Here is a 13140-nt window from a genome sequence, read left to right as displayed (position 1 = left end):
CATATCCGCCCAATACTCAATCGTACCGGTGCGAGGTGACGTATCCAGCCACACGGAACACTGGGACTTCTAGCAAGAACTGCCAACTTATGACGCAAATGGCCCGAATTCCCTTTGTTCGCCAGTGCGTCCCATAGCATGGGTGATTCATCGAATCGGATCGGGGCATGCGCAGCGTACTTCTGGCAGCGATCATCACTGTCTCAGCGTCATCGCCCGACGCAGAAACGCATGTAGCTGCCGACGGTGCGGCACCGCAGGGAAGCCTGCGAGTCGAGGAAAGATCGCCCGTGATCAAACAACTATGCAAGAAAGACACAGTCTGGCTGTCCTGGAACAACGCCGTACCAAACGCAACATTGGTGACCTGCGATTGCAGTTGCACATCGCATGACAACTCAGGATGGCTTGTCGAGGCACAACCGGGAGACGACACCTATCGGGTACATCGCGTCTCTCTCGGAAAGGTTTCCAGTCCCACGGAGTTCCGTCGGGCGGGCGTGCGGATTCAGGACATCGTCTCGTCGCATCCGTGGTGTTCAGTCGCCAAACCGAGCATGCCGATGAATGCGATCTTTGCGACGTTGGTGAAGCAGCCCACGGAATAGGGCGATGAGCCCTACTGCTTTACGCCCCACTTCTTCGCAGGCGATCGGAATGTCTCCCTGAGGAGGATTCCAATGTCGGGCGAACAGTTCTCCGACGCGCCCGCAGCAGAATCAGCACTGATCACGCGGGAGGTCGAGATCCTGCGTGACTGGAGGCGGAAGTTTGCACCTGAGTAGCGCATTCGTTCCCTCGGACAAAGTATGAGGGCTATACATTCTGGAGTTTCAGTGATGTTTGTTTTGAAGCGCGTGGCACTGGCATTTCTTGCCGGCCCACCTCTGCTCTTATCTGCTGACGCTGTGGATGCCAGTGCGATCTACGGCGTCAACCACACCCATTGGGCCATCAACCGATTCAGTGTCGATGGCCGTCCAGCCGTTGACATCATTGGCCCGTATCAAGGTGGCGGTGGAGGGTGCTGCTACGGTGCACCAGAGCGCTGGCATCCCGGCCTGACGGTGCGGGTTGACTGGGAAACGGGCGCCGGAAGCGCAATGGATTTTCCTGGGACAGAGGATTGGTCAAAAGTTCTGGCTTGGAGAGAAAAAATCCTGGCGCAGAAGCGCAGGCACAGTAAAGTCGTCCCCGTCCCGGATTACACCGGCCAGGACGTCTGTGGCATCACCGTGCATTTCCTGCCCTGCGATGAGATTCAGGTCACCACTTCCTGTTACGCCTACGGCAGCCCCGAGTACCCGATCAAGATCCCGCTTGAGTTGCCAGAACCGCAGTCATGCCCGGCACAACGAACCGACCAGCAGAAGGCGTAGTGATGGTCGGGTTTGCATCCGAGAGTGGACGCATGCGAGGCGTGGGGATGTGTCCGAATGAGGCCATGGCCACGGCTTGATGGTTGGCATGCGTGACTGGGGGCTGGAGTTTGCGCCTGAGTAGCGCATTGGTGCCCTCGACAAGATTTGAGGACTACACCTTATGGAGTTTCAGTGATGTTTGATTTGAAGTCCGTGCTGCTGGCATTACTTGCTGGCCCACCTCTGCTCTTATCTGCTGACGCTGTGGATGCCAGTGCGATCTACGGCGTCAACCACACCCATTGGGCCATCAACCGCTTCAATGTCGATGGTCGTTCAGCCGTTGACATCATTGGCCCGTATCAAGGTGGCGGTGGAGGGTGCTGCTACGGTGCACCAGAGCGCTGGTATCCGGGGCTGACGGTGCGGGTTGACTGGGAAACGGGTGCAGGAAGCTCGATAGATTTTCCTGGAACCGGAGACTGGCCCAAGTTTTTGGCTTGGGAGAAGAAGATCCTGGCGCAAAAGCGCAGGCACAGTAAAGTCGTCCCTGTCCCGGACTATACCGACCAGGACGTCTGCGGCATCACCGTGCATTTCCTGCCCTGTGATGACATTCAGGTCACTACCTCCTGTTACGCCTACGGCAGCCCCGAGTATCCGATCAGGATTCCGCTTGAGTTGCCAGAACCGCAGTCATGCCCGGTAGAACGTACCGACCAGCAGAAGGCCCAGTGATGGACGCGTTCATTGGGAAGGGTGCACGCATGCACGTTGGTGGCGAAGTTCCCGAATGAGGCCACGCGCCACGGTGTGAAGGTTGGCATGCGAGTCGAGCACGGCTCGACTCTACAATCGGCCCATGACCACCACCACGCCGACCGAGCTCCCCGCCATCCTGCACACCCTGCGCGGCGCCTGGCAGGCGCGGCGCCCGTCGCTCGGGCAGCGTGAAGCCGACCTGCGCCGCCTGCGTGAGGCGCTGAAGTCGCGGCTGGACGAAATGGCCCAGGCCATCGCCGAGGACTTCGGCCATCGCGCCCACGTCGAATCGAAGCTGGCCGATGGCATGAGCGTGCTGTCGGCCATCGACCACCTGCGCCGCCACCTGCGGCGCTGGTCGAAGCCGCGTCGCGCATCGGCTGGCTGGAAGCTGTGGCCGGCGCGCGCGCAGCTGCGGCCGACGTCGGTGGGTGTGGTCGGGGTGATCTCGCCCTGGAACTACCCGGTTACGCTGGCACTGGTGCCGCTGGCGACGGCTATCGCTGCCGGCAACCACGTGCTGCTCAAGCCTTCGGAACACACGCCGCGCACCAGCGCGTTCCTGGCCGATCTGCTGGCCAGTGTGTTCCCGCCCGATCGCGTGGCGGTGGTGCAGGGCGGGGCGGACGTGGCCGCTGCGGTGTCTTCGCTGCCGCTGGACCATCTGGTATTCACCGGTTCCACTGCCGTGGGCCGCAAGGTGATGGCGGCCGCCGCCGAGCATCTGGTGCCGGTCACGCTGGAGCTGGGTGGCAAATCACCGGCGATTGTCTGCCGCGATTTTCCGTTGGAGAAAGCCGCCGCACGGCTGGCCACCGGCAAGTGGTTCAACGCCGGGCAGACCTGCATTGCGCCGGATTACGTGCTGATCGACACCGCGCGCCAGCGCGAGTTCGTGCAGTCGCTGCAGCAACAGGTGCGCGAACGCTATGGCGACTTCAGCGATGCGGACGATTACACCCGCATCATCAATGAGGGCCAGTACCGGCGCCTGCAGGGTTATCTGGCGCAGGCCCGCGAACGCGGTGTGCCGGTCATTCCGTTGGCGCAGGTGGATGAAGCACGTGCTGACCGCGAGCGCCTGCTGGTGCCGACCGTGGTGCTGGATCCGCCGGACGACCTGGACCTGATGCGCGAGGAAATCTTCGGGCCGATCCTGCCGGTGCGGGCCTACCCGGACCTGGATGCGGCGTTGGCCGACCTCGTGGCCCGCGACCGGCCGCTGGCGCTGTATCCCTTCAGCCACGACACCGCGACGGTGGAGCGCATCCTCGCCCAGGTGGTGGCCGGCGGGATAACGGTCAACGACACCCTGCTGCACTTCGCTGCCGATGGCCTGCCATTTGGCGGGGTAGGCGCCAGCGGCATGGGCGCGTACCACGGGCAGGCCGGGTTCGATGCGATGAGCAAATTGCTGCCGGTGCTGTGGCAATCGCGTTGGGCGGCCAGCGACCGGCTGCGGCCGCCGTATTCGAAGATTGCCGGGTTGTTGAAGCTGTTGCTGCGGTGATCGGGTTCCGGTAGGTGCCAACCTTGGTTGGCACGCATCTGCCCAAAGCGCCGACCAAGGTCGGCCTCTACCAAAGCAGGGCCGGGTAGAATGCCCCCATGAAGATCGCCTCGTGGAACGTCAATTCGCTCAATGTCCGCCTGCCGCACCTGGAGCAGTGGCTCAAGGATTTCGGCCCGGACATCGTCGGTATCCAGGAAACCAAGCTGGAGGATCACAAGTTCCCCGATTCGGCGCTGATCGCCGCCGGTTACCGCAGCGTGTTCGCTGGCCAGAAGACCTACAACGGCGTGGCGCTGCTGTCGCGTGAGCCGGCACAGGACGTGCAGATCGGCATTCCCGGCTTCGAGGACGAGCAGAAGCGCGTCATCGCCGGCACCTTCGGCGACCTGCGGGTGATCAACCTGTACGTGGTCAACGGCCAGGACATCGGCACTGACAAGTACGCCTACAAGCTGCGCTGGCTGGAAGCGGTGCACGCCTGGATTGCCGAAGAAATGCAGCGCCATCCGAAGCTGATCGTGATGGGAGACTTCAACATCGCTCCCGACGCGCGTGATGTGCACGATCCTGAGGTCTGGAACGAGAACCACATCCTGACCTCCACCGCCGAGCGCGGCGCGCTGGAGAAGCTGCTGCAGCTGGGCCTGCACGATGGCTTCCGCCTGCACAACGACGAGGCCGGTGTGTTCAGCTGGTGGGATTACCGGGCAGCGGGCTTCCGCCGCAACCTTGGCCTGCGCATCGACCTGACGCTGGTCTCCGGTGCGCTCAAGGCCAGCGCGGTGGCTTCGGGCATCGACCGCGAGCCGCGCACCTGGGAACGCCCCAGCGACCATGCGCCGGCGTGGGTGCAGTTGGGTTGAGGCAGCGCCGGGCCATGCCCGGCGAGCGCAGCGGATGGTGGGAAACGCCGGGCATGGCCCGGCGCTACCCGTCAGTTCAGCGGATGCTCTTGCGGGTGAACAGGTTGACGATTGCCAGCAGGATCACTGCCCCGATCAGCGAGAACAGGAACGTACGGATCGTGATCGCTTCGTTGATGCCGCCGCCGAACAACCAGCCGGAAATCAGTGCGCCGACGATGCCGACGACGATGTTGAGGATGATGCCCTGTTGGCCATCGCGCTTCATGATGATGCTGGCCAGCCAGCCCACGATGCCGCCGACGATCAGCCAGATGATGATGCCCATGATCGAATCTCCGGTGGATAACCGAGCACAGTTGACGCGCTGCGCTGTGAACCCGTCGTGCAATTCCGTGATGGGCGCGTGCGGATGAGTCTGCCAGCCACCCTGGATGGCCCCTGGCGGTTCGGCCCGGTCACGGTCTGGCGCTGCCCGCATGTGCCCGGCCAGCGTGGCGAACCGCAGGCGCGGCAGGTGCTGGCGCGGGTGCTGGGCGGCGAGCCGGAGGCGCTGCCACTGGTGCGCGATGACAAGGGTCGGCCGGAGCTGTCCGGCGACCTGGCCCACTATGGCACCGGCTGGAGCCACAGCGGCGAGGTGCTGCTGGTGGCGCTGGGTGAGCGTGTGCGGCTGGGCGTGGACCTGGAACTGCTGCGCCCGCGCCCGCGCATCCTGGAGATCATCCAGCGCTTCTTCCATCCGGAGGAGGTGGCGTGGCTGGAAAGCCTGGACGTGGCTGACCGCGAGCATTGGTTCTTCCGCCTCTGGTGCGCCAAGGAGGCGATGCTGAAGGCCCACGGGCAGGGCATCTCGTTCGGCCTGCACCGGCTGCAGCTGGCACCGGCCGCCGATGGCGCCCTGCACCTGCGCTGGTGTGACCCGGAACTGGGGCAGGCCGAGCACTGGCACCTGCACGAGTGGCAGGCCAGCGGCCAGTTCCGCGCCGCATTGGCCTGGTATCCACAGTGAAGCGGCGAATCAGCCGCGAAAACCGGCGATAATGGCAGCATGAGCGAACACGATCTTCCCGCCAGCGTGGCTGCCACGCTGGAACAGGGCCTGGCCAGCATGGGCCTGGACGCCGCACTGGCGCCGCCGCTGCTGCGCTATCTGGCCCTGCTGCACCGTTGGAACGGCACCTACAACCTCACCGCCATCCGCGACCCGCAGGAGATGGTCACCCGCCACCTGCTCGATTCGCTGGCGATGCAGCCGTTCGTGGCCGACGGCAGCCTAGCCGATCTGGGCACCGGCCCCGGCCTGCCGGGCATCCCGCTGGCGATCGCCTGCCCGGGCCTGCAGGTCACCCTGGTGGAAAGCAATGGCAAGAAGGCGCGCTTCATGCGCGAAGCCGTGCGCCAGCTGGGCCTGGGCAATGCCCGCGTGGCCGAGTCACGTGCCGAGGCGCTGGCCGAGCCCGGCAGCTATGACCAGTTGACCGCGCGCGCGATGGACACCCTGGCTGGCATCGTCCGTGTCGGTGGCCACCTGCTGCGCCCCGGTGGCGTGCTGCTGGCCATGAAAGGCGTCTACCCCCATGAAGAGATCGCAGCGCTGCCGGCTGGCTGGCAGGTGCGCGAGGTGACCCCGCTGCGCGTGCCCGGCCTGGCCGGCGAACGCCACCTGGTCGCCGTCACAGGCCCCTGAACCCCGCCGCCGGCCCCTTGTGGAACAAGAGGTTGGCGATCCACGATTTCCGCACGGGGCCGGTTGTACGCATAATGACCGGTCCCAGCACACGTCGACGAGGCACACCCGCATGGCCCGCATCATCGCCATCGCCAACCAGAAGGGTGGCGTCGGCAAGACCACGACCGCCGTCAACCTGGCCGCTTCCCTGGCCAACGCACCCAAGCGCGTGCTGTTGGTCGACCTGGATTCGCAGGGCAACGCGACCATGGGCAGTGGCGTGGACAAGCGCGAAGTGGCCGCGTCCACCTGCGACCTGCTGCTCGGCGAAGCCACTGCGGCCGAAGTCCGGGTCACCACCCCGGAAGGCTTCGACCTGCTGCCGGGCAACATCGACCTGACCGCTGCCGAGATCCAGTTGATGGACCAGGGCGAGCGCGAGCAGCGCCTGAAGCGTGCGCTGGCACCGATCCGCGATGAGTACGACTACATCCTGATCGATTGCCCGCCGGCGCTGTCGCTGCTGACGCTGAACGCACTGGCCGCCGCCGATTCGGTGATCGTGCCGATGCAGTGCGAGTACTACGCCCTGGAAGGCCTGAGCGCGCTGGTGGAAACCATCGAAGCGCTGCGCGCCAACCTCAATCCGGCGCTGGTGATCGAAGGCGTGCTGCGCACCATGTTCGATGTGCGCAACAACCTGGCCAACGCGGTCTCGGCCGAGCTCACCGAGCACTTCGGTGACCGCGTGTTCCGCACCATCGTGCCGCGCAACGTGCGCCTGGCTGAGGCACCCAGCCATGGACAGAGCATCGTCGGCTACGACCGCGCCTCGCGCGGTGGCGTGGCCTACCTTGGCCTGGCCGGTGAGATCATCCGCCGCAACAACGAACGCAACAAGGCCGGCACGGCCGTGGAGACTGTCTGATGACCAGCAGCAAGCCTGCAGCCAAGAAGCGAGGTCTCGGCCGCGGCCTGGACGCACTGCTCGGTCCGAAGGGCGCGGTCAGCCAGGCGCAGGCCAGCACGGCGGTGATCGAACCGTTGCCGGGTGAAGTGCTGCGCAAACTGCCGGTGGGCCAGCTGCAGCCGGGCAAGTACCAGCCGCGCCGCGAGATGGACCAGGGCAAGCTGTCCGAACTGGCCGACTCGATCAAGTCGCAGGGCGTGATCCAGCCGATCCTGGTGCGCCAGCTGCCGGCAGGCAATTTCGAGATCGTTGCCGGTGAACGCCGCTGGCGCGCCTCGCAGCTGGCCGGCCTGGACGAAGTGCCGGTGGTGGTGCGCGAGCTGGAAGACCGCACCGTCATCGCGATGGCGCTGATCGAAAACATCCAGCGCGAAGACCTCAACCCGCTGGAAGAAGCCGAAGCGCTGCAGCGCCTCATCAGCGAATTCACCCTGACCCATGCCGAGGCCGCCGAGGCTGTCGGTCGCTCGCGCGCCGCCGTATCCAACCTGCTGCGCCTGCTTGAGCTGCCGATCGCCATCCGCCTGCTGCTGGAAACCCGCCGGCTGGAAATGGGCCACGCGCGTGCGCTGCTGACCCTGGCCCCGGAACTGGCCAGCAAGCTGGCGCAGGAAGCGGCCGATGAAGGCTGGTCGGTGCGCGAAGTCGAGCGCCGTGCGCAGGCGTTCGCGGCCGGCAAGGTACCGAGCAACCGTCCGGTGCCGGCGGCAAAGGTGCAGCAGGCCGACATCGCCTCGCTGGAAACCGAATTGTCCGAGGCACTGGGCACCAACGTGGCGATCAGCCACGGCCGCGGTGGCAAGGGCAAGCTGATCATCCACTACGCCAACCTGGATACCCTGGACGGCGTGCTGGAACGACTGCGTACGCGCCAGGGCTGAGCCCGGCGCAGCGACAGCGGGCGCGGCCTGTTCCTGCCGCGTACCCTCACCGACACGGAACGCACCGCCGCGCGCCGGGGGATGCACTGCTCTCCGGCCCATGGCCCATCCAGGGAGCAGGACATGAGCAACGAACACGACGACGTCAGCCCGGGCGGCAGCCCGATCCTCGTGCACAGCCGCGAGAAGGATTTCACGCCGGCGCACGGCGAAGAACATATCGAGGCGATCAGCGCGCACATCGAGCGCCATCTGGGGCCGGTGTCCGGGGTCTTCCACGAAATCATCTCCGACATCGTGCATATCGACGTGCACGTGGTGCCGGCCACCGAGCAATGCCCGTACCTGCGGCTGGTGACCTCGGGCATGAGCGATCTGCCGATGACGCTGCCCGAAGGTGCGCCCGGCTCCGCGTACATGGAGTTGATGGTGACCCTGCCGGCCGACTGGCCGATCAGCGACGGTGCCTTCGAGGATGAGCGCAACTACTGGCCGGTGCGGCTGTTGAAGACGCTGGCGCGGCTGCCGCACGAGTACGACACCTGGCTGGGCTTCGGCCACACCATTCCCAACGGCCATCCGTCCGAGCCGTATGCCGATGGCGTGGGCTTCGACGGGGCCATCGTGCTGCCGCCGGTCACCACCCCGGACGATTTCGGCTCGCTGGAGCTGGATGATGGCAAGACCATCCAGTTCATGGCGATCGTACCGCTGTACCCGCAGGAGATGGACCTGAAGCTGAAGAAGGACGCCGAGACCCTGCTGGACCGCTTCGACGCCAAGGACATCAAGGATGTGATCGAGCCTGGGCGCGTCAACGTGGCGAAGAGGCGTTTCGGTTTGTTCTGAGACCGGTAACATCAGGGGCCTGTATTTCGTTTCCAGGCCCCTGCCATGACCGTCCTGCTCACCGGCGCTGCCGGCTTCATCGGTGCCTACACCGCCCGTGCCCTGATCGATGCCGGCCAGGCCGTGGTCGGCCTGGACAACTTCAACGACTACTACGACCCGCAGATCAAGCGCGACCGCGTGGCCGCGCTGTGCCCGACGCTGGATCTGCGCACGCTGGACCTGACCGACCGCCAGGGCCTGGCCGCGCTGTTCGATGAAGTGCAGCCGACCACGGTCATCCACCTGGCCGCGCAGGCCGGCGTGCGCTATTCGCTGGAGAATCCGCAGGCCTACGTCGACAGCAACCTGGTCGGTTTCGTCAACATGCTCGAGCTGTGCCGCCATCGTGGCCTGCAGCACCTGGTGTACGCCTCCAGCAGCTCGGTCTACGGCGATTCGGCTACGCCGCCGTTCTCCGAAGACCAGCGCGTGGACCAGCCGCGCTCGTTGTATGCCGCCACCAAGGCCGCCAACGAGCTGATGGCCTATACCTATGCGCAGCTGTACGGCCTGCATTCCACCGGCCTGCGCTTCTTCACGGTGTACGGCCCGTGGGGCCGGCCGGACATGGCGCCACTGCTGTTCTCGCGGGCGGTGCTGGCCGGGCGACCGATCGATGTGTTCAACGAAGGCCGCATGCAGCGCGATTTCACACATGTCTCCGACATCGTCAGCGGTATTCTCGGCGCCCTCGCACACCCGGCCGATGGTCCGGTGCCGCATCGGGTATTCAATCTCGGCAACCACACGCCGGTCGAGCTGGAGCGCTTCATCGGCGTGATCGAGCAGGCCGCGGGCCGCCCCGCGCAGAAGGTGTACAAGCCGATGCAGCCGGGCGACATGGTGCGCACGATGGCCGATACCCGGCGCGCGCATGACGCATTCGGCTTCGACGCGGTGACCCCGATCGAACAGGGTCTACCGGCCGTCGTGCAGTGGTGCCGCGAATACTTTGGCGATCGCGCGTGAGGACGGTTCCTCACACAGCCGGATTCATCTTCGGATAACCTCGGCATCGGAAAATGCGCGGTCTTTGTTCCCTTTGGCCGAGTCCCCCATGAGCCAACCCGAGCTGTCTGTCGTAGTTCCCGTATTCAACGAGCGCGACAACGTCGCGCCGCTGGTGGCTGAAATCACCGCCGCGCTGCGCGGCCGCCTGCCGTTCGAGATCGTCTACGTCGATGACAACTCGCGCGATGACAGCCTGGCGGTACTGGATGGCCTGAAGGCGACGACGCCCGAGCTGCGGGTACTGCATCACGTCAACCAGAGCGGGCAGAGCACTGCCGTGCGCAACGGCGTCAAGCAGGCGCGCGCGCCGTGGATCGCCACCCTTGATGGCGACGGCCAGAACGATCCGGCCGATATTCCCAAGCTGCTGGCCGCGCGCGACGCCGCCGAAGCCCAGGTGAAGCTGTTCGCCGGCTGGCGCGTCAACCGCCAGGACAGCGGCAGCAAGCGCTGGGCCAGCAAGTGGGCCAACGCGATCCGCGCGCGCATGCTGCGCGATGACACCCCCGACACCGGCTGCGGCATCAAGCTGTTCGAGCGCAGCGCCTTCCTCGACCTGCCGTACTTCGACCACATGCACCGTTACCTGCCGGCGCTGATGCAGCGTGCCGGCTGGAAGACCACCAGCGTGCCGGTCAACCACCGCCACCGTACCGCCGGCGTGTCCAAGTACAACAACCTGGGCCGCGCGCTGGTGGGTATCCGCGACCTGCGCGGCGTGGCGTGGCTGATCACCCGCAGCAAGCGCACCCCGGTGGAGGAGCGTTGATGGAGCTGCACTGGCTCGACCAGCCGCTGACCTGGCTGTACTGGACCGGCCTGCACGTGACCGGCTGGAAGCTGATTGGCTACACCGGTGCGCTGATGTTCGGCGGCCGCTGGCTGGTGCAGTTCGTGGCCTCCCGGCGCGCGGGCAAGCCGGTCATCCCGCGCCTGTTCTGGTACATGAGCGTGGTCGGCAGCCTGATGACGCTCAGCTACTTCCTGTTTTCGGCCAAGCAGGATTCGGTGGGCGTGCTGCAGAACCTGTTCCCGGCGTTCACCGCCTTGTACAGCCTGAAGCTGGACATCAAGCACCGCGGCTGGAAGCGGGACAGGGCCAGCCACTAGCTCTTCGGTAGATGCCAACCTTGGTTGGCGCTGCTTTGGTAGCGCCGGGCCATGCCCGGCGGCAGTGGCATGGTCGCCAACGGCGGCCGCGCTGCGCGCTCGCGGGGCATGGCCACGCGCTGCCTCGCGCCTTCGGCGCTGGGGCCCAGGCCTGCGGCCGGTTCCCGGTCCTGCCTGCGGTGCAGGCAGGACCTTCGTCCCATGCCACGCGCACGTGGGGGTGCCATCATCGGGGTCTGCCTTCCCGGGAACCTGTGCTCGTGAAAACCCGTCTTGCCGTTGCCCTGCTGCTTGCCCTGTCCACCCCCGCCGTGGCCCTGGCCGCGCCACCCGCTGCCACCGCGCCGGCCAGCGTGGCCTCCGAATCAGCTGCCGATGCCGCCTTCCGCGCGCTGTACGAAAAGGAATGGAAGTGGCGCCAGGACGGTGGTGGTGAGGCCAGCGAAGATGGCGACGCACCGGCCAATGCCACCCGCCTGCCCGATGTCGGCGCCGCCGCCCAGCAGGCGCGCCTGAAAGTCTGGGACCAGGCCCTTGCCGATCTGAAGCGCATCGACCCGAAGACACTCTCGGCCGACAACCAGATCAACTACGCGATCTACCACGACCAGATCTTCAACCTGGCCGAGGAAGTGCGCCTGCGCGGCTATGAAATGCCGTTCAACGCCGATTCCTCGTTCTGGTCGAACCTGTCCTTCATGGCGCGGCGCGAGATGAAGACCGCACAGGACTATCGCAACTACATCGCGCGCTTGAACGACGTGCCGCGCTATTTCGGTCAACAGACCGAGAACATGCGCGCCGGCCTGAAGCGCGGTTTCAGCGTGCCGCGTGCGGTGCTCGATGGCCGTGAAGTGTCCATCGCCACGGTGGCCGAACTGAAGGATCCGACCGAGTCGCCGCTGTATGCGCCGTTCAAGAAGCTGCCCAGCAGCATTCCTGCAGCCGAACAGGCCAAGCTGCGCGAACAGGCGTCGGCAGCGATCAGCGGCAAGGTGGTGCCGGCGTTCCAGCAGCTGCGCGTGTTCTTCGTCAACGAATATGTACCGCAGGCACGCACCACCCTGGCCGCCGAGGCGATGCCCGATGGCAAGGCGTACTACAAACAGCAGATCCACGAATACACCACGCTGGACCTGTCGCCGGACGAGATCCACAATATCGGCCTGGGTGAAGTGGCGCGTATCCAGAAGGAAATGAACGGCATCATCGAGCAGGTCCAGTTCAAGGGCAGCTTCGGTGAATTCCTGACCTTCCTGCGCACCGACCCGCAGTTCTACGCCAAGACCCCGAACGAACTGCTGTACCGCGCGGCGTGGATCTCCAAGCGCATCGACGGGGTGATCGGCAAGTACATGACGCTGCCGCGTGCCCGCTTCACCATCGTGCCGGTGCCGCCGGACATCGCCCCGTTCTGGACGGCTGGCCGGGGTGGCATGGGTACCTATTGGCTCAACACCTACAACCTGCCCGCACGCCCGCTGTACAACCTGCCGGCACTGACCCTGCACGAATCCGATCCGGGCCATGCGCTGCAGGGCGCGCTCGCGGCCGAGCAGGGTGAGCAGCCCGAATTCCGTCGCAACGCCTACATCTCCGCCTACGGCGAAGGCTGGGGCCTGTACAGCGAGAAGCTGGGCGTGGAGATGGGCATCTACGAAACCCCGTATGAGGATTTCGGCCGCCTGACCTACGAGATGTGGCGCGCCGCGCGCCTGGTGATCGACACCGGTGTGCACAGCAAGGGCTGGACCCGCGAGCAGGCCATCGCCTACCTGCGCGACCACACCGCGCTGAGCGAGCACGAAGTGACCACCGAAGTGGACCGCTACATCTCCTGGCCGGGCCAGGCATTGAGCTACAAGCTGGGCGAGATCGCCATCGTGCGCCTGCGTGCGCAGGCCGAGAAGGAACTGGGCGACAAGTTCGACGTCAAGAGCTTCCATGACGCCGTGCTCAAGCAGGGTTCGGTGCCGCTGCCGGTGCTGGAACAGCAGATCCAGGCCTACATCGCGCAGCGCAGGAAGGCCTGACCCGGAGCGTCGCCCGGCAAGGCCCGGCGAGCGCGGAGCGCGGCAGACGGGGTCGGATCGCAGGATCCGACCA

15 protein-coding genes are annotated in these 13140 nt (G+C 65.5%); 14 read left to right on the top strand and 1 reads right to left on the bottom strand.

Annotated features, from left to right (window positions below; all coding sequences use genetic code 11):
- Positions 1–167: 167 nt before the first annotated feature.
- The 5 genes from ACVOLJ_RS15560 (at position 168) to xth (ending at position 4499) form a co-directional block, all read left to right on the top strand.
- A complete protein-coding gene (locus ACVOLJ_RS15560) occupies positions 168–608 on the top strand; it encodes a hypothetical protein (protein WP_481564518.1) in 441 nt (146 codons plus the stop codon).
- Between the two features lie 231 nt (positions 609–839).
- Positions 840–1379, top strand: a complete 540-nt coding sequence (gene tli1a, locus ACVOLJ_RS15555) for a Tli1a family immunity protein (RefSeq protein WP_481564517.1) — start codon at positions 840–842, stop codon at positions 1377–1379.
- Between the two features lie 177 nt (positions 1380–1556).
- Complete coding sequence (tli1a, locus tag ACVOLJ_RS15550; RefSeq protein WP_475280685.1) at positions 1557–2099, top strand: Tli1a family immunity protein; 543 nt, start codon at positions 1557–1559, stop codon at positions 2097–2099.
- A gap of 124 nt (positions 2100–2223) precedes the next feature.
- Positions 2224–3633, top strand: a complete 1410-nt coding sequence (locus ACVOLJ_RS15545; protein ID WP_481564516.1) for a coniferyl aldehyde dehydrogenase — start codon at positions 2224–2226, stop codon at positions 3631–3633.
- Positions 3634–3731: 98 nt separating this feature from the next.
- A complete protein-coding gene (gene xth / locus ACVOLJ_RS15540) occupies positions 3732–4499 on the top strand; it encodes an exodeoxyribonuclease III (RefSeq protein ID WP_475280687.1) in 768 nt (255 codons plus the stop codon).
- Between the two features lie 76 nt (positions 4500–4575).
- On the opposite strand, the gene ACVOLJ_RS15535 is transcribed toward xth, so the two are convergent.
- Positions 4576–4827: a GlsB/YeaQ/YmgE family stress response membrane protein gene (locus ACVOLJ_RS15535; protein WP_106469532.1), complete on the bottom strand. Its 252-nt coding sequence runs from the start codon at positions 4825–4827 to the stop codon at positions 4576–4578.
- 84 nt (positions 4828–4911) lie between these two features.
- Here ACVOLJ_RS15535 and ACVOLJ_RS15530 point away from each other — a divergent pair, with 84 nt between their 5' ends.
- The 9 genes from ACVOLJ_RS15530 (at position 4912) to ACVOLJ_RS15490 (ending at position 13067) form a co-directional block, all read left to right on the top strand.
- A complete protein-coding gene (locus tag ACVOLJ_RS15530; protein ID WP_475280688.1) occupies positions 4912–5511 on the top strand; it encodes a 4'-phosphopantetheinyl transferase family protein in 600 nt (199 codons plus the stop codon).
- A gap of 39 nt (positions 5512–5550) precedes the next feature.
- Positions 5551–6189: a 16S rRNA (guanine(527)-N(7))-methyltransferase RsmG gene (gene rsmG / locus ACVOLJ_RS15525; RefSeq protein ID WP_475280689.1), complete on the top strand. Its 639-nt coding sequence runs from the start codon at positions 5551–5553 to the stop codon at positions 6187–6189.
- Between the two features lie 112 nt (positions 6190–6301).
- Positions 6302–7099: a ParA family protein gene (locus ACVOLJ_RS15520; protein WP_475280690.1), complete on the top strand. Its 798-nt coding sequence runs from the start codon at positions 6302–6304 to the stop codon at positions 7097–7099.
- On the top strand, positions 7099–8022 hold the full coding sequence (locus ACVOLJ_RS15515) for a ParB/RepB/Spo0J family partition protein (RefSeq protein ID WP_475280691.1): 924 nt from the start codon (positions 7099–7101) through the stop codon (positions 8020–8022). Before ACVOLJ_RS15520 ends, ACVOLJ_RS15515 begins: the two co-directional genes overlap by 1 nt.
- A 123-nt stretch (positions 8023–8145) precedes the next feature.
- Positions 8146–8871, top strand: coding sequence for a suppressor of fused domain protein (locus ACVOLJ_RS15510; RefSeq protein WP_481564515.1), 726 nt, complete (start codon positions 8146–8148; stop codon positions 8869–8871).
- Positions 8872–8916: 45 nt separating this feature from the next.
- The gene (locus tag ACVOLJ_RS15505; protein WP_481564514.1) at positions 8917–9882 is read left to right on the top strand and encodes an NAD-dependent epimerase/dehydratase family protein; all 966 of its coding nucleotides are present in this window, start codon (positions 8917–8919) and stop codon (positions 9880–9882) included.
- A gap of 88 nt (positions 9883–9970) precedes the next feature.
- Complete coding sequence (locus ACVOLJ_RS15500; RefSeq protein WP_481564513.1) at positions 9971–10693, top strand: glycosyltransferase family 2 protein; 723 nt, start codon at positions 9971–9973, stop codon at positions 10691–10693.
- On the top strand, positions 10693–11034 hold the full coding sequence (locus ACVOLJ_RS15495; RefSeq protein ID WP_475280695.1) for a lipid-A-disaccharide synthase N-terminal domain-containing protein: 342 nt from the start codon (positions 10693–10695) through the stop codon (positions 11032–11034). Before ACVOLJ_RS15500 ends, ACVOLJ_RS15495 begins: the two co-directional genes overlap by 1 nt.
- 260 nt (positions 11035–11294) lie before the next feature.
- Positions 11295–13067, top strand: a complete 1773-nt coding sequence (locus ACVOLJ_RS15490; protein ID WP_475280696.1) for a DUF885 domain-containing protein — start codon at positions 11295–11297, stop codon at positions 13065–13067.
- Positions 13068–13140 lie beyond the last annotated feature (73 nt).

The sequence above is a fragment of the Stenotrophomonas sp. STEN046 genome (assembly GCF_056759755.1).
Note: the sequence above shows the minus strand (reverse complement) of the source record. Positions and strands in the feature narration are given on the sequence as shown.